The 22,294-nt window shown below is 40.4% G+C and carries 15 protein-coding genes; 3 read left to right on the forward strand and 12 right to left on the reverse strand.

What is annotated here, in order from left to right:
* Positions 1-51: 51 nt before the first annotated feature.
* The 9 genes from JQC92_RS10015 to JQC92_RS10055 all read right to left on the reverse strand — a co-directional run bounded on the left by JQC92_RS10015 (position 52) and on the right by JQC92_RS10055 (position 14,361).
* Positions 52-2,991 carry a hypothetical protein gene (locus JQC92_RS10015; RefSeq protein ID WP_204999532.1) on the reverse strand — a complete coding sequence of 980 codons (2,940 nt, stop codon included), beginning with the start codon at positions 2,989-2,991 and terminating at the stop codon, positions 52-54.
* A gap of 212 nt (positions 2,992-3,203) precedes the next feature.
* Positions 3,204-4,643, reverse strand: a complete 1,440-nt coding sequence (gene tldD, locus JQC92_RS10020; RefSeq protein ID WP_204999533.1) for a metalloprotease TldD — start codon at positions 4,641-4,643, stop codon at positions 3,204-3,206.
* 42 nt (positions 4,644-4,685) lie between these two features.
* Positions 4,686-5,516: a carbon-nitrogen hydrolase family protein gene (locus JQC92_RS10025; protein ID WP_204999534.1), complete on the reverse strand. Its 831-nt coding sequence runs from the start codon at positions 5,514-5,516 to the stop codon at positions 4,686-4,688.
* Positions 5,440-9,669 (reverse strand): YhdP family protein, encoded by a 4,230-nt coding sequence (locus JQC92_RS10030; RefSeq protein ID WP_204999535.1) that lies wholly within the window; start codon positions 9,667-9,669, stop codon positions 5,440-5,442. Before JQC92_RS10030 ends, JQC92_RS10025 begins: the two co-directional genes overlap by 77 nt.
* 169 nt (positions 9,670-9,838) lie before the next feature.
* Positions 9,839-11,302 (reverse strand): ribonuclease G, encoded by a 1,464-nt coding sequence (rng, locus tag JQC92_RS10035; protein ID WP_204999546.1) that lies wholly within the window; start codon positions 11,300-11,302, stop codon positions 9,839-9,841.
* Positions 11,303-11,354: 52 nt separating this feature from the next.
* A complete protein-coding gene (locus tag JQC92_RS10040) occupies positions 11,355-11,930 on the reverse strand; it encodes a Maf family protein (protein ID WP_204999536.1) in 576 nt (191 codons plus the stop codon).
* A gap of 1 nt (position 11,931) precedes the next feature.
* Positions 11,932-12,420 carry a rod shape-determining protein MreD gene (gene mreD, locus JQC92_RS10045; RefSeq protein ID WP_204999537.1) on the reverse strand — a complete coding sequence of 163 codons (489 nt, stop codon included), beginning with the start codon at positions 12,418-12,420 and terminating at the stop codon, positions 11,932-11,934.
* Positions 12,417-13,268 (reverse strand): rod shape-determining protein MreC, encoded by an 852-nt coding sequence (mreC, locus tag JQC92_RS10050; protein WP_204999538.1) that lies wholly within the window; start codon positions 13,266-13,268, stop codon positions 12,417-12,419. Before mreC ends, mreD begins: the two co-directional genes overlap by 4 nt.
* A gap of 40 nt (positions 13,269-13,308) precedes the next feature.
* On the reverse strand, positions 13,309-14,361 hold the full coding sequence (locus tag JQC92_RS10055) for a rod shape-determining protein (protein ID WP_204999539.1): 1,053 nt from the start codon (positions 14,359-14,361) through the stop codon (positions 13,309-13,311).
* Positions 14,362-15,133: 772 nt separating this feature from the next.
* Here JQC92_RS10055 and JQC92_RS10060 point away from each other — a divergent pair.
* Positions 15,134-15,511: a M15 family metallopeptidase gene (locus JQC92_RS10060; protein WP_204999540.1), complete on the forward strand. Its 378-nt coding sequence runs from the start codon at positions 15,134-15,136 to the stop codon at positions 15,509-15,511.
* Positions 15,512-15,531: 20 nt separating this feature from the next.
* Here the strand turns inward: JQC92_RS10060 and JQC92_RS10065 are convergent, their stop codons facing one another.
* Together JQC92_RS10065 and JQC92_RS10070 are read right to left on the reverse strand one after the other, a co-directional pair.
* Positions 15,532-17,391, reverse strand: a complete 1,860-nt coding sequence (locus JQC92_RS10065) for a hypothetical protein (protein ID WP_204999541.1) — start codon at positions 17,389-17,391, stop codon at positions 15,532-15,534.
* A gap of 152 nt (positions 17,392-17,543) precedes the next feature.
* The gene (locus JQC92_RS10070) at positions 17,544-18,761 is read right to left on the reverse strand and encodes a M24 family metallopeptidase (RefSeq protein WP_204999542.1); all 1,218 of its coding nucleotides are present in this window, start codon (positions 18,759-18,761) and stop codon (positions 17,544-17,546) included.
* 143 nt (positions 18,762-18,904) lie between these two features.
* On the opposite strand from JQC92_RS10070, the gene JQC92_RS10075 reads away from it, so the two are divergent.
* Positions 18,905-20,698, forward strand: coding sequence for an aminopeptidase P family protein (locus JQC92_RS10075; protein WP_204999543.1), 1,794 nt, complete (start codon positions 18,905-18,907; stop codon positions 20,696-20,698).
* A gap of 361 nt (positions 20,699-21,059) precedes the next feature.
* Here the strand turns inward: JQC92_RS10075 and JQC92_RS10080 are convergent, their stop codons facing one another.
* Complete coding sequence (locus tag JQC92_RS10080; RefSeq protein WP_204999544.1) at positions 21,060-21,356, reverse strand: hotdog family protein; 297 nt, start codon at positions 21,354-21,356, stop codon at positions 21,060-21,062.
* Positions 21,357-21,507: 151 nt separating this feature from the next.
* On the opposite strand from JQC92_RS10080, the gene JQC92_RS10085 reads away from it, so the two are divergent.
* Positions 21,508-22,179: a hypothetical protein gene (locus JQC92_RS10085; RefSeq protein WP_204999545.1), complete on the forward strand. Its 672-nt coding sequence runs from the start codon at positions 21,508-21,510 to the stop codon at positions 22,177-22,179.
* Positions 22,180-22,294 lie beyond the last annotated feature (115 nt).

The raw sequence follows: 22,294 nt of genomic DNA on the forward strand, positions 1-22,294 counted from the left end.
TAATGCTATAGGGTTAGCTCAGTAAAAAATGCCCCTTTGTTTTCTCTATAGCTATTTAAATCTAAAGATAGATGCCTTCGATCTGATTTTTGACTCACAAGTTGATAGAAGGGTTTCTAAGTCTGCTGTACCTTGTATTACTTCCTTATCGAATTCACATAATTCTTTTTCAATTTCACTATGACTCATCGTTTCTGACTCGAGTCTTCTTTGCATCAAATCTCTGGCAACCTTCATTTTACTTTCACGTTTATTTAAGTGGTCTTTCAGCAGACCACTAGCGAGCTCAAAATAAAGATTTCCCAGCCTTTCTTCATTCGAACTCTCGAACATTTGAAGTTGATATTTACAAAACAGCTTTAATGCATCAAATTCTAATTTAAAGCTTTTTTCAGTTCTGTCATATGCTTTAATTAACGCTAAATCGAGTAACCTTTTAGACCAAAGCCACTGTTCTTGAATACTTGTGCTTTCTGAATACTTTTTCTTCAACGAGAGTATCACTGGATCTAAATGTTCATATACAAGATCTTTTCCTTCACTCTTGCCGCCTCTGAGTGCAAATAAGCATCCGTACGTTTCCATTTCTGGAACATCAGCTTGCAGTCGGAACAAGTACTTTGCAAGGCATTGATATATATAATCTAAATTCTTTGTTTCATTATAACTATCACCCTTAGAAAGACGGTGAAATGCATTTACTCCCCAAAGAAGTCCCTGTAGTTTAGAGCAATGATCAAAATTTACATCAGGTAGAGTAAAGTTATAGCGCTTATTTAGTTCTCTCTTTAGAGATATCAGTACTCGTTGTTCCTCTCCAGTCACATAACTTGCAAGGCCCTCTATGTGCTGTTCAGACAACATTTTAGCAATTGTATGCGTGCGTATTAAACAATCCCATCTGGCTGTATTATCGATATCAGAATATGCAATGCTTCTTTCTATCAATTCCAAACTCTCACAAAGAAGCATCTTCTGCCATTCTCGGTCTTTATTTACATCAACTTTACATAAATGTTTTAAAATCACCATATGGACATTATGAGGATCGTGAGCTGAGCTCAACTGAGATAGAGATAATTTCACGATTTCTTTTTGTATCGCTACCTTAACCTGACTTTCATCGGCTTCTATATAAGGTTCCACTTTTGTTGGGTGTAGCAAGTACCAATAGAATAGCTGCTTTTCATTGACAACAAATTCAGGCACCCTAAGTAAAATTTGCTCTCCATTAACTTCAATAAGCTGGTTGGAAAGTGCTTTCGCATCTTTATTTACCCTAGTTAATTTTTGGGTATATTTATCAAACTCACATAATTCAACGACGTGCTCAAGCCAAATCGCTCTTTGAGATAAATTATAGGATTGTTCTGCTCTCTCTACGCAACATTCTAATACTGCATGATATGTTTTTTCCAAGTATGCTGCGTCTTGTTTAAGCCCTTCTTTCTTAGCAAGTAACATCAATTGACAACCCAAAACAGAATACTCTAAAAACTCTTCTACTGAATAATTCTCAGTTATAAACTGTCCAATAAGCCAATAAGCTTGGTTGACAAAAAATCGCTCACCACCATTTTCAGCATTTTCAATTGAACAAATTAAGTACCAAATTAATTTTTGTTCTGTACTTTCATACTCTTGTGCCATTTCCAATTGCTTGTGTGAATAATTATTTTTTAAACTAATTATTTTTGAATATTTCAAATCATCTTTTGATTCACTATCTCTATAACCAGATAAAACCAGAGCGACGTTTAACCAATAACTACAACCTTTATAATCATAAGAACCATCGGCATTTCCGATCACACTTGTTAGTGCATCCGATATAAGTTCATCAACTTTTTGCTTTAAAAGCGTCTTGCTTCTTCTGCATCCCAACAGGGATGCTTTTTGCCAGCTTTCAACTGCCAAGAGCTGCATTTTTGCTGGCGCTTCCGTTGTTTCAGCCGTGTGTTCGTAAGTACAAGCTAGCGCAGAAAAACAAACCGCCAGAGATTTAGAGTTATCACCTGAAATTGTTAAGTTTTTCTCAGCAAGTTCAAGTAACGAAACGATCCAATTTAACACTTCAAGATCAGAGCAATCTGACTCCAGTACTGGTAATTCAACATTAAGTTGTTGTAATTCATGTTCGTAACGTTTTGCTTTGGAAAAAGCTTCGTCAAGTGGCTTTCTGTTTTTTACATTATCAAATTTTCGTTTATGGAACTCTCCAGTGGAAAGCTCTGATGAACTTGAAGATACACTTTCATAAATACTTAACGACATTAAGCATTCACGTTTGCCTGCTCTCACTTTAGTTGTATTTGAACATAAGTTCACAGGCAATGATTGTGTCGAATCTATCTTTGGCACACATGAAGAAATAGAGCTCTTTCTTGAAAAGCTGCAACTTGATATTGAAGAAGGAATGCTACTATTGGACAAAAGTAAGCTAGAGCTATCATTCCGAGCTTGAGTATTGGTTTGAGCATGAAAAGCATCTACAGAACTTTCAGAAGGGAACTCAGCTGTTGAGCTGTATCTGGAAACTTGTGCTTGTGAAGATGTGTCGCTACCACTGTGTGATACTCCATCACTCTCGTTTCCTACAAAATCAACTATAACTAAATCATCTTCAAAAATGTCCTTATCATAGCTGGCAGGTCGGTGGTTTATTCTCGGTGGACTGATACGGAATTTAGATAAAATGCCTTTATCTCTTGTACCTCTTTTCTCCTTAGCGAGATCATCTAAGGATTTAATGATTAATTTCTTTACTTTTTTTGTTGAGAATTCTCTATCAAATTCTTCACTGTTACTAAAACAATCGATTTGGTCAATTCGCCAATTCACGAACTTCAATTGAAATTCAACTAGTTTTCCGTCCTTTGCAGTAAAAATTACGCTACCTACAAAATTTTGTGTGATATCAGCACTTATTGCATGCAATAACCCCTTATTGAAATCAGAAATCGAATTTAAACCAGTTTTGACTTTAGCCATGAAACCTCACTCAAAACAAACAGTAAGTTAATATGGGAACGATTAATAATACTTATTAGCAACTTAAATAAGAACAATAAACAAATAATAGAGATTTATGGGGTGATTCTCATCGTATGTGAACAATGTTTAAGCTAGAAGAAATGTTGATACTTCTAGAAAAATCCTATTAGAAGCACCAACATAAATTTGAAAAATAGAAAAATGAAGGTTTAAGCTGTGCCGCCGACGGTTAAACGATCTAGCTTCAGCGTAGGCTGACCAACGCCCACAGGGACACTTTGACCATCTTTACCACAAACGCCAACGCCTTTATCAAGCGTTAAGTCATTTCCAACCATACTGATTTGGCTCATTGCCTCTGGGCCATTACCAATTAATGTTGCACCTTTAACCGCTTGGGTAATTTCGCCTTTTTCAATCAGGTAAGCTTCAGAAGCGGAAAATACAAATTTACCCGAAGTAATGTCCACTTGTCCGCCACCAAAGTTTGGTGCGTAAATACCGCTTTCAACGGACTTAATAATGTCCTGTGGATCTGACTCACCAGCTTTCATGTAGGTATTTGTCATCCGTGGCATTGGTAAGTGAGCATAAGACTCACGACGACCATTACCCGTCGATTTTTCTCCCATTAGGCGAGCGTTAAGCTTATCTTGCATATAACCTTTAAGGATACCGTCTTCAATCAACGTCGTTTGCTGTGTTGGTGTACCTTCATCATCAATGGATAATGAACCACGGCGATGTTCCATGGTGCCATCATCAATGACATTCACAAGACTAGAAGCAACTTGCTCACCAACACGGCCGCTAAATGCACTTGAGCCTTTACGGTTAAAGTCACCTTCTAAACCATGACCTACTGCTTCATGTAATAACACGCCTGGCCAACCACTGCCTAGTACAACGGTCATTTCACCAGCAGGAGCATCTATGGCATTAATGTTCACTTGTGCTTGACGAACGGCTTCTCTTGCAAACTGGAAGCACATTGGTAAACCGTCATCGTCTGTAGCCATCAATACCCTGTAATCATGACGTCCACCACCACCAGAACCACCGCGCTCACGTTTACCATTTTCTTCAAGAATCACACTGCAATTAAAACGAACAAGTGGACGAATATCGGCACTCAATGTTCCATCAGTAGCAGTGACCAGTACTTCTTCATGAACACCAGACAGGCTCACTACAACTTGTGAAATACGGCTATCAAGACTGCGAATGTACGCATCAGCTTGCTTGAGTAATTCGATTTTGGGCGTTTCGGCCATAGCCGCAATTGGATCATCTGCGGTATAAAGTGACTTAACTTTGTTCGCTTTGGCTGCCTGAACTTGTGTTTCTCCACCAGCAGCAATACCACGAGCAGCTAGTGCTGCAGATTCCAGTGCATCAGCAGTAATATCGTCGGAATAAGCAAAACCCGTTTTCTCACCAGCAATGGCTCTAACGCCTACACCGCTTTCAATGTGAAAGCTGCCTTCTTTGATAATGCCATCTTCCAGTACCCATGACTCATGACGACTGCCTTGAAAATACAGATCAGCAAAATCAATGTTGTGCTGATGAATCAATTTTAGGTAATGGTCTAAACCATCTAGACTCAGTTGATCACCGAGTAAACTTTTGCCCACTTGGGTTAACATCAAATTCAGTTCTCTTTTTATGATCTTAAACGATCGAATTATTTACTTTAGTGTAGGTGACTCAAAACGTTTTTGAGTCGTGATTGGCATTTGCTGCCTTACTAATTCTAATTGTGCCATATCAGGCGTAGCTTGTATCCAGCCTGTTCCATCTTGTCTTTGAGCGACAATCTCTCCCCAAGGATCAACGATCATACTTTGCCCCCAAGTTTCTCTTCGACCAGAAGCATGTTGTCCCCACTGTGCAGCCGCTAAAATATAGCTCTGAGTTTCAATGGCTCTTGCCTGCAATAATATTTGCCAGTGCACTTTACCAGTCACTTTGGTAAAAGCAGATGGCAACGCAATGAACTCAGCACCTTTTGCACGTAATGCTTGGAACAGTTCAGGAAAGCGTAAATCATAACAAATTGCGAGTCCTATTTTACCAAAAGGTGTCTCAACTACAGTAACTCTTTCACCTGGACAAAAAGTATCACTCTCACGGTAAGTTTTTGTTCCGTCGGCAACATCGACATCAAACAAATGAATTTTGTCATAGCTGCCAAGCACTTCCCCTTGATTACTGAAAAAGTAACAACGACTGTATACTCGATTGTGAAGTGCTTTTTCAGGAATGGAGCCTGCAATTAAATAAACATCATATTTTCTAGCGATATCAGCCAACGCTCGCTTTAACGGGTTTTCAGGCCCATCACATAAAGCAGCCAGCTGCATGCTTTCGTGTCCACCAAATAATAAGACACATTCAGGCAAGACTACGAGCTGAGGTTCACCTTTGATTCGAGGTAATTGCTCAAGCTGCGAGCGAATAAAACTCAGATTTTCTTGCACATCTTTGCTGCTTTGGCATTGCAATAGGCTGATCTGCATAACGATACCCTCTCAGATAACTGATGTTCTGTTGCTGACTCTCTTCCAAAGGAGTACTGTTCGAGGATACATTTTCTTTTGGAATAGCTTTGGGTTCTCTCTTTTCAGACTGATGATTTAAGTTATCGGCATCCAAACTATTCGTTTTTACGCCCTCTAACTTAGTCTGTTTTTTTGCTTCATCTTCTTGTTTTTTCTTTAAGGCTTCCGGATAAGCTTTCTTCAAAACGGCTTCTGGAATTTCTATTTCTTTGCTCTTACGTTCCAGTTCTTCCAGTTTTGGCTTGTTCATCGTTCCTGTCAGTCTAAAGCGAATTTCTGAGATCACCTCAATCACAGGTTCAAGAACCTTAGTCAGCGCAAAGGCACCAATGCCTAACGTCCAAGCACTGGTACTGAGCAAGACCACTGTCGGAACACTCGAAGCTAACTTAGGTGAAAAACGAATGTCGTAATTTAAACTTTGGTGCATTAAGTCTGTGTAACCACGCACTTTCATTGTGCCTGCTACCGCATCCATATTGGTATTCGTCGTTTTTACGACACCATCGTCTATTCTTAAATCGCCTTTAAACGTATTGTAATAAAGTCCTTTACCAAACACGTCTGAGAAATCAAAAGATAATTTACGTAACAACGAGTCTAAACTAAACAAAGAGAAAATTCGCGCTCCTTTGTCACTGACTTCGGATAAATGACCTTTGTTCAATTGAAAGTGAACATCACCATTAAGTCGACTCGCATGAAAGTCATACGGTGCACCTTGCCACCTGAGTTTAAAGTCGCCATTTAACTCAGAATCTCGAATACCAGGGTCAACATTAAACTGCTTAGCCAAATCATCAAACTTGTTTGCATGAATCCTGAAATGCATTTGTGTTGCATCAGTATGACTGTTGTCTTTCGCAAACCATGTACCGGTACTGGTAACTTTGGTGGCAGGTGTTGTCAGGATTAGATTTTCAACTTGATAATCTTGACCGACTCTTCGCCCTCGAAAATCGATGCTACCAAGTTTATACCCCATAAATGAAAAATCAGATGCCGTAAGTGCAATAGGTGGTATCACATCCAAGACTTCTGAATTCATTTTAATATCAATGGCTGGAATCACGTTTGGATTTTCAGGTTCAACAGAACCATCAAGTTTATCTAACTCATCATCAGCAAATAAATGCAGCTTCTCTGCCGTTATCTTAATGCCTTGTTGTTCCCAGTCAGGATAAAAATCAACTTGGCCTTTGAATTCATCCGAGTCAGCATTAAGTTGCCAAGTATTATAGATTTTTCGCCCAGTCATGGAGAGTTGCTTTAAGGGTTGTCCAAAAACCTTCAGTTCATCAGCTTTAACGACTAACTGGTTTAAAGGAGGGAAAAAACCATCTCTCGACGCTTCACTATTTCTTTGGCCTGCGACTTGCTGATTGCCTTTTGCTGATGTAGCAAAGCTATCCAAAATCGGCAACCAATCATTGAGATTTGTTTGTCCCACATCCATATATAAATGACCATCGCTCGTCATTAAACGATCACCCGGCTTAAACAAACGACCAATCATTAAATCGTAGGACTTAAGCTTATCGCCAGTTTTGGGATCTAACTGCCCCCAAAATTCAAACTGCTTACCTAACTTAAAGCCCAATGTCGTATTGTTATTATTACTGACAAATTCAGCCTGAAACAGACGCCGCTCATCTTTTTGCTTTAGGAAGTGATCAGGCAAATCAAGTTGTGCGCCCAACAAATCAGAGTGAACATTGGCTTGTAAGCTGTAACCAGAATCATTGAATAAAACCTTTAACTTACCTTTCCAATCGGCATTACCACTATAATATTCTTGCATTGGATTATTTAATGTTACTGGCAGTTTATCTAAATCCCACTGCCCATCTAAGTTGACTACCAACTTAGTACCTGACTGCATTGGCCCAGTATCAAATGAAAACTGCAAAGGTTGTTCAAATAATTTGGCCGTGACATTATCACCTTCAACCACATCATTATGAAATCGGACTTTCCCGGTTACCTTAGCTAACTCAATCCCAGGTTTTGATACATAAACAGGATTATTATTGAGTTCGACCTGACCACGAATGCTTTCATTTCCACCTTCATAAAGTGGAATGTTAAGATCTAAAGTACCTTTTATCGGCCCATTTACTTGGACAACTTTAAGCACTTCACCAACAGAATCAGACAGCGCTGAAGACTGCAATACTTCTGTTGCATCCTCTCCTTTCGTATCAAGCTCAGCCTGAACACCCAGCTCAGCCTTTTCATCTAAAGTAGGAATGAATACGTGTGCACCGTCCGCATTAACATGTACCAGCTTACCTTTATTCACCCATAGGTCCATGCGTTCATTTTGAAATAAAGCCCTCAAATCGAGCTGGGTTATTGCTGGCCAGTTTGGTTGAAAACGAAATTTACCTGCTTTTAAATTAAATCCTGCTTGGAAAATCCCTTCATGGTTTGCGTAAGGAAAATCACTGAAATTACCATTCCAAACTACATTGGCTCGAGGCACTTTTCCTGATTTTAGCGCCGACGCTAAATAATCACTTAAGTCGTGTCCCATCGCCTCAACAGGGAAATATAGATGCGCTTTACTGACGTTTTTTATATTAACGGATGCTGCCAGCGACATACTGGTTTGCATTTTAAAATCGAGTAACGCTTTGGCATTGAGGGCAATATCTGAATTACTAAAATTCAATTCAGGGATTTTTAACTGTAAAGAATCAAAATTGAAACTGGCATTTATCGGCTGACCATTGAACGATAACGGTTTTAAAAACATGCCACCAAAATCAACTTGATAACTCTGGCTGGGTAATTTTGCTATTAACTCAGAGCCATGAAGCTCGATATCGGCATTCATTGAGCTGCTGCCTGGAATACCTTTAAAAGCACTCCAGGATAACTGCTTAATGTTCGACTTAATATCAAGCCCCTTTTCCGCAGAGTATTTTAAGCTAATAGGACCAACTTGGCCTTGCGGTGATAAAGAATGCCATTGACTCAGTGTATGTTCGTCTAATAATGGGTAAAGAGGCAACAATGGTTCAAGAGCGGCCACATCAATCGCCGATAAGTGTGAAGTAAAATGGCCAAACTGGTAATCCGCATCAAGATAAAAATCTGTCCACGGTTTACCATTACTCACAAGTTCAAAATCTTGGCTACGGACATGCCATCGGCTCGACTCATCATGTTTCCATGCCAGCAAGCCTTTGTTAATTTCAAACTTTTGCTCATGGTTATCTAAGTCCCATTGGAGCCAGCTTGGAGAAAAGCTCACTAATGCAGATTGCCATTTTCTCAAAGAAAAGTCTGCCCAGGCTTGTAAATTCACCACACCTTGCATGTGAGGAGCATTAACATCTTTGTTCATCGCCTTATGACGAGCACTCCACTGGCCGATATCTAAGGAATTGGCAGCCAAATAAGCATGACCTTTTACCGTGATAGGCTCATAACCATCTCCAGTAAAGCGAAACTTTAACTGTAAATATTCATTCGCTGCTTTCGAACTATCGAGTAATAATTGCCCTTGTCCTTGATGCAACTCACCTTGATTCCGCCAATGAAAATCTTGCAAATGGATGGGGCGAAAATCATGTTTCTGACTCAAGATTTTGACTTGAATGTTTGACAATGAATATTGATTAAGTTGCTCAAGTAGCAGGCCATAGAGCCAATCTAAACTTTCAGGCTCATTACTTACAGAAGCAACATTTGCCACTTCAATTTGATCGCTAGATTGAGTGAGTTTATCTAGATCAAGTTCAACGTTAACACCATCAACAATCACATTTTCAATTTGTGGCGATAGTGCCAGTAAGGTCTGCCAAAAGTCGAGTTTAAATTCCACCTGCTTCAAATCTATCGCAATCGGTAAATATTTTTGCTCTGGTAAGACTAAATTATCTACGGTAACAACAGGGCCATAGGCTTGCCAATGAGCAGAGATTTCACCCACCTGTGCTTTAATTTGATACTCTGCACCAACAAAGCTGATGAGCTCTTGGCGAACACTGTCTAAATGTGGCAATAGGCCACGAATCAAACTTACTGCTAATGCAAACAACACTAAAAATATCGCTAGTAACTTCCAGCAAAACCGTCCTAGTTTTGAAAAGCTGAAAGTCATAAGTACCTGACCATGAGTTTTTTCAAACTTATGTCCGTCAAATTGAGTGCTACATAAGGCGCAACGAAGAGCGCATAGCCGTAGCTATGCAACCAAAGTTGCAACGCAGTAGAGCGCCTAAGGTGGATGACAGAAAATGTAAGATAATTTGTGGTCAGGTATTTTTTCACTAGATCATCACCACATCATATTTATTTTGCGCATACATCGGCTCAACTTGAATACGAATACGTTTGTCGACGTACACTTCAAGCTCTGCAACTAAATGGCTTTCATCACCTAACAGACTTTTATGTACCGCAGGAGAACAATAAATGATAAATTCATCTGCACTATAAGCGCGATTTAAACGAATCACTTCACGGAAAAGTTCATAAGAAACGGTTTCCACCGTCTTCATACTGCCTACGCCATGACAAACAGGACATTCTTCACATAACACGTGTTCTAAGCTTTCACGTGTACGTTTACGGGTCATTTCCACTAAGCCTAAGCCAGAAAAGTCGCTCACCCCCGTTTTAACTCTGTCATTTTCGAGTGCTTTATTGAGGCTATGTAAAACACGGTTTTTATGATCATCATTAAGCATATCAATAAAATCGATGATGATGATGCCACCTAAATTTCTCAACCTAAGCTGATGAGCAATCGCTTTTGTTGCTTCTAAATTGGTATTAAAAATTGTCTCTTCGAGGTTTCTATGGCCAACAAATGCGCCAGTATTGATATCAATCGTTGTCATGGCTTCCGTTTGATCGATGATCAAATACCCCCCAGACTTTAGATCAACTTTTCGCTCTAAGGCGCGCTGAATTTCATTCTCAATATCGTACAATTCAAAAATTGGTGAAGGTCCAGTGAAATGCTCTATTTTGTTGGCGATTTCAGGCATAAACTCATCAGCAAACTGTGTGAGTTCCTCAAATGTTGTTTGCGAATCGACTTGTACTCTATCAAGATCAGCCCCCGCAAAATCCCGCACAATGCGAACTTGCAATGGCAAATCTTGGTACAATAAGCATGCCCCTTTGCGACGGCGACGTTCGATTACTTTGCCCCAAACTCGCCTTAAAAATGCTGCATCTTGTTCTATTTCATCTTCGCCCACGCCTTCAGCGGCAGTGCGAATAATAAAACCACCATCTTCATCAACAAATGGTTCAGCAATGGATTTCAAGCGATCACGCTCACTCTCATCAATACGCTGAGAAACGCCAACGTGGCTAGCACCGGGCATAAAGACTAAATAACGAGAAGGTAAAGTAATATCTGTCGTTAAACGTGCTCCTTTGGTACCCAGTGGATCTTTAACCACTTGCACCATGATGTACTGCCCTTGCTTAACTAATTCAGCAATATCGCGAACGACGAAGTTACCCTTTTCATTTTCACCGACGCATTCGGTATGGGGTACAATATCCGATGCGTGAAGAAACGCAGCTTTATCTAAACCGATATCAACAAATGCAGCTTGCATGCCTGGTAATACTCGGCTGATTTTTCCTTTATATATATTGCCAACTAAACCGCGTTTCATTCTGCGCTCAACATGAACTTCCTGCAAAGAGCCATGCTCAACTAAAGCCACCCTGGCTTCAGATGGAGTAACGTTAATGAGCAGTTCCGAGCCCATTTTACTGCTTGCTTTTTGTCTTTCGCTTTGGTTCATGTAAACCGCCTAAGCTCTATTTAAACGCAGTTAATAATTTTTTAGTTGTAGCCAACGGTAGGCCAACTACTGCGAAATAATCACCTTGAATGGACTCAACAAAAGTACCACCAATGCCTTGGATACCATAAGCACCAGCTTTATCCATCGGTTCTTTAGTATTCACATAAGCTACAATATCTTGATGAGTCAAATTCGAAAAGTTAACTTGTGTTTCAATACACTCTACCAATGTTTTATGCTCAGAAACTAATGCGACCGCAGTCATCACTTTATGAGTTTGACCAGAAAGTCGAGATAAAATTTCAATTGCGTGTTCGATATTATTAGGTTTACCTAAAATAATATCTCCGAGCACGACTATGGTATCTGCTCCCAGCACTACAGCATCGGTTCCAGCGACTTGTCGCAGTCCTTCTTGAGCTTTCTCTAAAGCCAAACGTTTCACAAAAACATCAGCGGCTTCATTCTCATACTGACTTTCATCAATATCTGGTGCGACGCATTCAAAACCTTGTTGGGGTTCAAGTTGTAATAACTGTTCTAGCAACTCTTTACGCCTCGGAGATGTTGAGGCCAACACTAAATTCATATCAATTCACTTTATACTTCAAGGCAATTCTTCGGATCACCCAATAAGCCCAACGCCAAAAAACCACGCCAATGATGGCTGGGTAGAATAATGAAAAATCAAAAACGGCGTTACCAAGAATGAACTCTACCCAAAACACAATGAGGTGATAAATGATCATAATCACCATGACGACCAACGCTTGTTGCCATCTTGGAAAATTCACTAAACGCTGTTGATAAAACAACACTAGATAAATACAAATTGAGAATGCGAGCGCTCGAATACCAAGGGTCGCTCCCAAAAGAACATCAAGCAGCACACCGAGAACAAAGGCTGTGAGTACGCCATAACGATGTGGTCGATGCAGTGCCCAACAAATCATGACCAGCAATAACCAATCTGGACGCCATTGCTCAACCATTTCAGGTATTGGCATCAACTGTAAAACCATTGCTGCAAGAAACGTTAGCCAAGCAAAAAATCGACCCGTTGCCGTATCGTATATCATTGTTTCTCCTCCATGCTGTTAGAAGTTGAAACCGTCTTATTACCCGGCCAGATTAACAATACATACCGAATGCGATCTAATGCTGCTAAGGGTTGAGCCAATATTTGTGCGTAGTTTTGCCCAGCATTTTTTTCAACCTTTGTGACTCGCGCTACAGGATATCCCTCAGGGAAGCGATGCCCCAAACCCGAAGTAATTAACAAGTCACCGACTCGGACATCTGTGCTTTTAGCAACGTGTTTAAGCTCAATCACATCGAGCTCACCAGTACCATTGGCAATCAAACGTACATCATTACGAGTAATTCTAACGGGGATGCCGTGAGTCGTATCAGACAGTAATAGCACTCTACTGGTAAATTTATCGACTTGAACGACCTGACCAACGACACCTTGTCCATCAATCACAGGTTGACCGATAAAGACACCATCATCACTGCCATTATTGAGCACCACATATTGATGAAACGGATCATTGGCAACCTCTATCACCTCAGCCACTTTTTTTTGCGTATCCATACGTATAGGCGATTTAAGCAACATTCTAAGTCGCTCATTTTCCTGATACAGATGCTCATAACGTTGCAGCCGTTCACTCATCATCAGCTGCTGCCGTAAAAGCTGTTTATTTTGCTTTTCCAGCATGTCACGTGTAGCAATACTTTCAGCAGAGTAATCAAGTACTTTACCAGGGACACTAGCAAGATACTGTAAGGGCGTTAATAAGGTTGAAAGTGAGTTTCTAAGAGGCTCTAACAGATGATTAGAACCAATCAATATGATCGATAAAACGACGGCAATAAGCAGTCGTGTTTGATGTGAGATTCCACGAACAAAAATAGGCTTCATAAGCGCAAGGCGGCATTACACCGCCAACAATCCAATTGTATTAACTGTCTTCAGAGAACAGATCGCCGCCATGCATATCGATCATTTCAAGGGCTTTACCGCCACCACGTGCAACACAGGTAAGTGGATCTTCTGCTACCACAACTGGAATGCCCGTTTCTTGCATTAATAATCTGTCTAAGTCACGAAGTAATGCACCACCACCTGTTAGCACCATACCACGCTCAGAAATATCAGAGGCTAATTCTGGTGGCGATTGCTCAAGTGCAACCATTACCGCACTTACAATGCCAGATAGAGGCTCTTGAAGTGCTTCCAAAATTTCATTGCTATTCAGAGTAAAGCTTCTTGGTACACCTTCCGCTAAATTACGGCCTCGTACTTCAATCTCTAATACTTCATCACCAGGATAAGCCGTGCCGATAGTATGCTTAATGCGTTCAGCTGTTGCTTCACCAATTAAGCTACCGTAATTGCGTCGTACATAGTTAATGATGGCATCATCAAACTTATCGCCACCAATGCGTACTGAAGAAGAATAAACTACGCCGTTTAAAGAGATGATGGCAACTTCTGTTGTACCGCCACCGATATCCACAACCATAGAGCCTGTTGCTTCAGAAACGGGTAAACCCGCACCGATTGCTGCCGCCATTGGCTCTTCAATCAAGTACACTTCACGTGCGCCTGCACCCATTGCTGATTCTTTAATCGCACGGCGCTCAACTTGAGTTGCACCAACAGGTACACACACTAACACTCGTGGGCTTGGTCTAAAGAAACTGTTGCTGTTATGTACTTGCTTAATAAAGTGTTGAAGCATTTTTTCGGTAACATAGAAATCAGCAATAACCCCGTCTTTCATAGGCCTAATCGCTTGAATGTTACCAGGTGTTCTACCAAGCATTTGCTTTGCTTCAGTACCTACTGCTGCAACCGTTTTTTGGCCAGAACTGCTTCTCTCACCACGTATTGCAACCACTGAAGGTTCGTTTAAAATAATGCCTTGCTCTCGAACGTAAATTAATGTGTTTGCTGTTCCCAAGTCGATTGAGAGATCGTTTGAAAAAACACCGCGCAGCTTTTTGAACATGTATCCTGCCTGTACTCGATGAAACTGAAAATTAAAAGTCCGTTAAATAATACCAATTTGCATAAGCTAGTGTTTACTTAGCAAGCATTCAAACTCGCCTTAAGGTTTTTTTTAACAACCCAATAATTGCTCAAAACTGTCTCTTTACAGAGCAACCAGCGTTGCCAATCTTGATTGTCATTAGCCCTCTGAATATACCTTTGAGCTAAACACATCCCAATGCAAATGAGTATAGATGCAGTCACTCAACAAATTAGAGAGTAATAAAAAGAATTGCTTAACCAAAGCTTAAGCTTTTGTGCCTTACAGACCAAATCATTTTGAAATTAGATTCAATATCGATATGGTTAAGCCAATCGAGCATCATTCTGCATATTTTGCACTAACTTTATCAATGCCCTGCTAATTCCACAAGAGCATTACGGACAACAAATGAAATAGACGCGATATATTTATAAATCGCTCAAAATCAAAGCGACCAGATAACTAAAAGGTGAATATAAAAATGCGTTAATGGCTTTTTTTCATCCTACTCTCAATTTCGTTTTATAGCGTTGCGAAGCTCCCCGTGGGCTTTGACTATTGCTCGCTCACCATACCGTCGCTAAAAGTTGAGCTTAAGTGCCTAAGCTCTGATAATTTTACGGGTAAGAAAGTTCCCGGTTATCTTACTAATATACCCATGATACCTGAAGATGCATGTTTCAGGACTTAACACCTTTAAACCTTGGATTGAAAGTGTATGATGCTTACCGCCCGATTCAGGCTGTAGATGCTTTCTTTGTTTGGTCGAAATCAAAAAGTACCATCACTAAGCAAAAAACATTACCCAAATTTAAAAAAGAGCCGTTTATTTCCCCTCGGCTATATCGCAAAAAAATCAGGAAACAGTCGAGGCAGCACAGTTGACTTGACCATCATTGATCTGAAAACGGGGGAAGCGTTGGATATGGGGACTGGGTTCGACTATTTTGGTCGTAAAGCGTGGCCAAGTGAGCGAACGATAACTATGCAGCAAAGAGCCAATCGCCTATTACTACGAACATTAATGACCAAACACGGCTTCATTCCATTAAAAGAGGAATGGTGGCACTTCACGAAAAAGCACGAACCATTCCCTGATACTTATTTTAATTTTCCAATTGAATAGGGAAAATTTAAAATCCAATTTCATGACTTATGTCTTTTTGCTAATGATTCATAAGCTTCGGACTGTTCAGTGAAAGGAGCTCTTTTTCTAGCGCTTCTTAATGGCATGACATCATTTGCATCACCTGTCGCATTTGCTCCCTTTTCATTATCTAACCAACTTACTTCAAACGGTTCTACTTTTTCAGGCAATGGTGTCAGTATTTCAAAACTACTTTGTTCATTCTGCTTTATTGTTTCACAAGGTAATGTAGCCGCTCTATCAACTCGTGTTTTTCTGCTATCAAGCCATTGTGAGGCACTTCCATTATGATGAAAGTGTTGTGTCTGCCTTTTACTTTCAGCTGCAGGCTCAAAAACTCCATATGAATACATTGTTGGCAACGAAGTTATCCGGTTTACCGATGCAGCATTATTCCTTCCTAACATTCGATTTAACAGGCCATCTCCGCACTCCGCATTCAGTTTAACTAAACCTTTTCTTACTGCTTTTATTTGCTCAGTCAGTACAATTTGTCTTTCAGATAACTTATTGGAATCAGCCAAATTGTGTTGTGATAAATGCTGTAGCTGTCTTAGGTTCTGTTTGAATTCATAAAGAAAACTCTTGTATATTATTAGAGCTACAAATCTTAATTCTTTTCGCATTTCTAAATTTGGAGCCAATAATCGCTCGGAAGAAGCTATTGCAGGTAAAGGTACATAATTGGACCAAGCATTTTGGTTGGTATGCATATGTGAATACGTACGACAATCATCTGTTGTTATCCCTCCATAAAATGAAGGAACAGCACTTTTAAAACTCATTGAGTCGTTGTTTGCAGTCTTTTGTTCGGTCTCCTCAGCGACTAGGCGTAGCTGCTCTACAAAAGTGCTTATAAATTCAGTTGCTTTCTCATCAAATTGTTCTTTGATAGGTTGTATTTCTCGACTTTTATCATCTTTTTCAACTAACGTCTTACAATTATCTTGAATATCAACATCTAGTGCTTCTTTCTTAGCAATAGTCGCACTCTCATCTTCAGCCAGAACTTCATTTTTTTCCCGGCTTTTTTTAGGAATAGATGGCCTACAATATTCCGGATCATCTTCAACACTCTCTTGTCGCTGTTTTGAAACGAGCTTTTGTTGTAATGCGGATTTACAACGTACAGGAGAAAGTTCCTCAGTACGTTGTCCATAATATTGTGATGGAGTTGAGCCGATAAAAGTAAAAGGATTGACTCCACCTTTCCATACTTTTGCACTCAACTCAGGAGTCAGGAGCTTTCTTACAATAGCTTGCTGCTTATCTTCATTGGGAACTATTTGGTTGATCGCTTGGCTGAGTAAATCATCATGCTTGACCAATTCATCAATATCTCCAGATGATAAACTGATCTCATCATCTGCCACTGATGCCACAGAATTAAGCCTCATAATACACTTACGTGGTTGATCTGGTTGTACTAAAGTATGGCATTCTGGCTCAGTAACCCATTCACCAATTGCCACCCCACCTCCTACTAATTCATCTTTTGTAGCATTCAACTCTCCCCAGAAAAGCTGGGCTTTATCACCGGGGTAAGCTTTCATACTCTCCCTGTCTAAATTTTTAGCATTGGCATCTAGAATGTGAACTGATAAACGGTATGATGAACCTTTATCAATTAACTCTTGATTAACTCTCAAAGCAAAATCTAACTGCTCACTACAAGTGGAAAACCTCTGAGTTGATAAAACCTGCTTAAGAAGATTTTGATTAGTCACGCCAATAGAAATCAGCTGCTCATATATGGGAGCTGTTAGAGGACTTATTTCACTAGCATCACGTGTTTTAAGTTCAGAAAAATAATATTGTTGAGAAGCACAACTCAAATGAATTGAAGATAACTCGGCCATGTTTTTACTAAAATACGGATCATGCTCTTAATCTACTAAAAAAACACATAAAACCTAATTAATTTTGATTAATGATTTTATATCATTATTTCAACAGCTTAATGAAAGAAGAAGCCAGTTCCACTTCACAATGCAAGCTCCTCCCATTTATATTACTTTTGATAACCAAACGGATCATCAATAGAATGCGATGGTTCGGTAAACCATCTCGGACCGTTTTCAGTCATATAAAAATGGTCTTCTAATCGAACACCAAACTCACCGGGAATACACAACATTGGCTCGTTACTGAAGCACATGCCTGCAGCTAATGGCGTAGTATCGCTGGCGACGAGGTAAGGCCATTCATGAATATCTAAACCAATACCATGACCGGTGCGATGTGGTAATCCTGGTAGTTCATATTCAGGCCCAAAACCGGCCGTAGCAATAACGTCACGAGCAGCCTTATCAACGCTAGCACATGGCCGCCCTAATTGAGCAGCTTCAAATCCAGCTTGTTGAGCTTGTTTCTCAACTTGCCATATTTCACGCTGCCTTGCGCTTGCTTCACCAAAGACATAAGTACGAGTGATATCAGAGTGGTAGCCATGCAACTCACAGCCAGTATCAATGAGTACAATATCATTCAGCTCTAATCTTTTTGGATTTTTAACACCATGAGGATATGCACTATCTTCACCAAACAGCACAATACAGAAGTAGGACCCAGATGCAGCGCCTACTGCTTTATGAGCTTGATTGATAAAAGATTCAACTTCCTGAGTTGTGATCCCAGGATAAAGGATCCGAGCAGCCGCTTTGTGAACTTCTATCGTCATGTCTTTAGCACACTGTAAAATCGTGAGTTCAGACTCTGATTTTTGAGTACGACAACCCGCCGTTACAGGTTTAGCGTTAACAAAGGTCATTTGTGGGCTTGCTTGCTTTAAACCATCATAAAAAAAGAATGAGGCAGATTCATCAATTCCAATTGTCCCTTCTGCCAACCCTAACTCAGCGAGTACCTTATGACAAAGTTGATATGGACTGTCATTCTCATGCCAAGTTTCAACGCGACCTTTTACCAACATATAATCGGTTAATGTCCCGAGCTCAAATGCAGGAGCGATATAGATTAGCTCCCCACCAGCGGTTAATAATGCAGCGACCATTCGCTCGCTGGCATACCATTGAGTGCCCGTAAAATAATAAAGATTTGTACCGGCGTTTAAGTAAACTGCATCAATACCATTGGCTTGCATTAACTCTTGCGCCTGACGAATTCGTTGATTGAATTCATTCAATGAAACTGGCGCCAGTTTTTGCGTCATATCATGCAGTTTTTCCAGTTCAACTTTTGGCGTTGAACCGCCTACTCCGATTGTCATTATTATTCTCCTATTGGACACTTGTGAGGATAAAGTATACAAAATCACTCTAAATGTCACTTTTTAGATTTTGGATGACTTGCATTCATTGTTCGCAAAGAGCGATAATCCAAACACTTACCTTACCTTATGATGGAGAGACTATGGCTGCGAATACTGCCATTGCTGAACGTCTGTATGCCGTCCGCACTGAGATGCGTAACCAGAGCATTGATGCTTTTATTGTACCTAGAGCGGATGAATATCTAGGTGAATACGTTCCTGCACACAATGAACGTCTATTATGGACAACAGGTTTTACTGGTTCAGCCGGTGCTGCCATCATTTTAAAACGTACAGCGGCGATATTTACCGATGGTCGTTATACTGTTCAAGTTCGTCAACAAGTGGATGCTGAACATTTCGATTTTGAAAGTCTAACTGATACCCCTCAGGTTCAGTGGTTGATTCAAAACCTAAAAGCAGGCAGCAAAGTTGGTGTTGATGCTAAATTACACACCTATCAATGGTTCAAAAGCGCTGAGCTTGAGCTTGCTAAAGCAAACATTGAACTGGTGTCAGTTGCAAAAAACCCTATCGATGCATGCTGGCAATCACGCCCAGTTAAGCCTACCGATGCGATTCATATTTTTGCTAATGAAAAAGCAGGAAAAACCAGTCAAGAAAAACGCACTCTCATCGCAGAAAAGATTACTGAACATCATGCTGATGTTGCGTTAATCACAGCGCTAGACTCTATCTGTTGGTTACTCAACATTCGTGGTAACGATGTGCCACGTTTGCCTGTAGTCCTATCAACGCTATTAATCGATGCCGAAGGTAAAGTTAAGTTATTCGTTGACTTAAATAAGTTACCAGACAATATCGAAGCGCATGTGGGTAAAGGTGTCACCTTTTACGCAGAGACAGAGCTTCAAAACCACTTAGCCCTGCTCGAAGGTAAAAAGCTACTGGCCGATCCAAACACAGCCAACGCTTGGACACAGCTAACGGCTGAAAAAAACAGTGCACAGCTCGTTGCAGCGGATGATCCTATCGCCATCATCAAAGCTCAAAAAAACGAATCTGAATTATCAGGAATGAAGGCTTGCCATATTCGTGATGGCGTTGCGGTTTCTAAATTCTTAGCCTGGCTTGATAAAGAAGTTCATTTAGGTAACCTTTTTGACGAAGGCCAGCTCGCAGATAAATTAGAAAGCTTTAGAAAATTAGACCCTCTTTATCAACAGCCAAGTTTTGACACTATTTCGGCCGTTGGTGGCAATGCAGCTATGTGCCATTACAACCATATGAATGGTAAGCCTGCTGTCATGCCAATGAATTCGATTTATCTGGTGGATTCAGGCGCACAATACCTTGATGGCACAACCGACATTACTCGAACGGTTGCCATTGGCAAAGTCACTGCTGAACAAAAACAAATGTTCACTTTGGTTCTGAAAGGCCACATAGCATTAGATAAAGCCCGCTTCCCTAAAGGTACATCTGGTCAGCAATTAGATACACTTGCTCGTCAATATTTATGGCAATATGGATTCGACTTCGACCACGGTACAGGTCATGGGGTTGGTCACTACTTGAACGTACATGAAGGACCACAGCGTGTTGCCTCCAAAGGCAATGCTGTTCCACTACTGGAAGGCATGGTCATTTCTAACGAACCGGGGTACTACCGTGCCAATGAGTTCGGTATTCGTATAGAAAACCTCATATACGTTACTCAGTGCACTAAGCTATTCCAACCTGAGCGTGAAATGCTGAGATTTGAAGCATTGACCATGGCTCCTATCGACCATCATTTACTCGATAAGTCGCTGATGACTGAAGCAGAGATCCGCTGGTTGAACAGTTATCATACAACGGTCTTAGACAATCTATCTTCTCATTTGAATGATGAAGATCTGGCTTGGCTAAAGCGCGCAACTGAAGCAATTTAATCAATGCTATGCCTGAGCAATCATTTCCTCAATGACTGTTCAGGCATAAGACCTCGTAAACTATCTCTGGCTCCTAGTAACCCGCTGCACGATATGGACCCAAGTTTCTTTTGTATACCCATGATACCTGAAGATGCTCGATTTCAGCGAGAATGCACAACTTGTTAATCAAGGCGACGGTGTGCGGCAATAGTGAACTATTGTTAGCACTGGCAACGAAGAGTAACACGCTGTGCAACTCGCACTGCGTGGACTTCTCAGCGCCAATTCTTCTTTGTTACATTAGCTCGAAAGAATCCCGTATTCCTTCGCTAATGCGCCTCAAAGAATTGGCGCTGAGAAAGTCCTGAAACATGCATCTTCAAGTATCATGGGTATATACCAGAAATGTCCAATCGTTTGACAATAAAAGCTTTTTCTCTTCACCAAAGCACTGAGTCTTCGCTTGAACAATTCCTTGAGTAGGTCTGGAATTTGAAATGCGTTTGCTTAAAATGGTCGATTCCACTCGATAATGTTCTTCAGGCACAACATGACGGTTAAGCTTAATGTTGGTCCACACCAAGTTTGCCACCATTTTATCAAAAGTCCGTGTCGTACAAGCAGCAATCGCACCTAACAAATAGGTCTTAGGCAATGAACAGCATTCAGCAAGCATTCAAGCGACAAGTGTATAATTTATAAAATTATTGTGCAGTATGAGTCTCGCTTATTCTTCACTCAGTCGCAGTCATAATTACAATTTAAATGCCCATATCATCGTAACAGCAATCGTTGTTTTACCTTGTAATCAGGAGTTCACTTAAACAATGTTAAGCTTTCAACTCAGTGCTACAGTATGCCCTGGCAACTCTGATTTTGATGAAGATTCAAAATCTCTTAGTGGTACAGTAGATTTGCCCACGTCCAGACCTTTAGTAGATGACAGTCTGATTTTAAGTGGTTCCATTCACTTTAATGGACATCAGTATCAAGTGATTTTCTCAGCAAGTTGTGACAGCCACAATTTAGAAAACTGGATAATCGATCATGAAGATTTTACACTTTACGAAGCAGATTCTAAGAAACACACCACATCAGGCGTAACCACAAGCCCAACCAACACAAATGACTCAGAGCAAGAATATACTGAAGTTAAAGCATGCCCAAAACCTATTATTGATGAAGCAAAGCATGTAATAGCCGAAGGATTTAAACGAGTAATAAGACTTACAGAAAAAGTGTATGCTCAGCAGCCTTTAGAAATTGGTGAGCGACCTCTCCAGCCTGCAAGAATTATATTCAGTAAGCCCAAAGCTGATTCCCTTGCTTTATTTTCTCTCAAACATAAACAATATATTACAGCTATACATTTGGCTAGGCAGTCTTCCTCCCGAGACCAAGTTAGTCTCATTGAACAAGCAACGCGATGTGGGCATACAGAACTTGTTAAAGCAATAATCCCTTCTTTTGCCCAAGATACTAAGCAGATAAGGGACTGATCAGATCTATATGATCTAAAGTCACAAATACAAGCGAGCTCGCCAGAGCAGGAAGTCCAACTCTGGTGATAAATATCAAAAGCAAATTTGTTTTTAGTGAGCGTTTCCAGAAGGA

This window comes from Parashewanella hymeniacidonis (assembly GCF_016900895.1).
Taxonomy (GTDB): domain Bacteria; phylum Pseudomonadota; class Gammaproteobacteria; order Enterobacterales; family Shewanellaceae; genus Parashewanella; species Parashewanella hymeniacidonis.

What these genes read in the sequence shown, in the direction of transcription:
- mreD (WP_204999537.1), bottom strand. Translation starts at nt 12,420, where the DNA reads ATGATATACGATACGGCAACGGGTCGATTTTTTGCTTGGCTAACGTTT.
- JQC92_RS10025 (WP_204999534.1), bottom strand. Translation starts at nt 5,516, where the DNA reads ATGCAGATCAGCCTATTGCAATGCCAAAGCAGCAAAGATGTGCAAGAA.
- rng (WP_204999546.1), bottom strand. Translation starts at nt 11,302, where the DNA reads ATGGGCTCGGAACTGCTCATTAACGTTACTCCATCTGAAGCCAGGGTG.
- JQC92_RS10065 (WP_204999541.1), bottom strand. Translation starts at nt 17,391, where the DNA reads ATGGCCGAGTTATCTTCAATTCATTTGAGTTGTGCTTCTCAACAATAT.
- JQC92_RS10040 (WP_204999536.1), bottom strand. Translation starts at nt 11,930, where the DNA reads ATGAATTTAGTGTTGGCCTCAACATCTCCGAGGCGTAAAGAGTTGCTA.
- JQC92_RS10030 (WP_204999535.1), bottom strand. Translation starts at nt 9,669, where the DNA reads ATGACTTTCAGCTTTTCAAAACTAGGACGGTTTTGCTGGAAGTTACTA.
- JQC92_RS10060 (WP_204999540.1), top strand. Translation starts at nt 15,134, where the DNA reads ATGCTTTCTTTGTTTGGTCGAAATCAAAAAGTACCATCACTAAGCAAA.
- JQC92_RS10015 (WP_204999532.1), bottom strand. Translation starts at nt 2,991, where the DNA reads ATGGCTAAAGTCAAAACTGGTTTAAATTCGATTTCTGATTTCAATAAG.
- tldD (WP_204999533.1), bottom strand. Translation starts at nt 4,643, where the DNA reads ATGTTAACCCAAGTGGGCAAAAGTTTACTCGGTGATCAACTGAGTCTA.
- JQC92_RS10085 (WP_204999545.1), top strand. Translation starts at nt 21,508, where the DNA reads ATGTTAAGCTTTCAACTCAGTGCTACAGTATGCCCTGGCAACTCTGAT.
- JQC92_RS10080 (WP_204999544.1), bottom strand. Translation starts at nt 21,356, where the DNA reads ATGCTTGCTGAATGCTGTTCATTGCCTAAGACCTATTTGTTAGGTGCG.
- mreC (WP_204999538.1), bottom strand. Translation starts at nt 13,268, where the DNA reads ATGAAGCCTATTTTTGTTCGTGGAATCTCACATCAAACACGACTGCTT.
- JQC92_RS10070 (WP_204999542.1), bottom strand. Translation starts at nt 18,761, where the DNA reads ATGACAATCGGAGTAGGCGGTTCAACGCCAAAAGTTGAACTGGAAAAA.
- JQC92_RS10055 (WP_204999539.1), bottom strand. Translation starts at nt 14,361, where the DNA reads ATGTTCAAAAAGCTGCGCGGTGTTTTTTCAAACGATCTCTCAATCGAC.
- JQC92_RS10075 (WP_204999543.1), top strand. Translation starts at nt 18,905, where the DNA reads ATGGCTGCGAATACTGCCATTGCTGAACGTCTGTATGCCGTCCGCACT.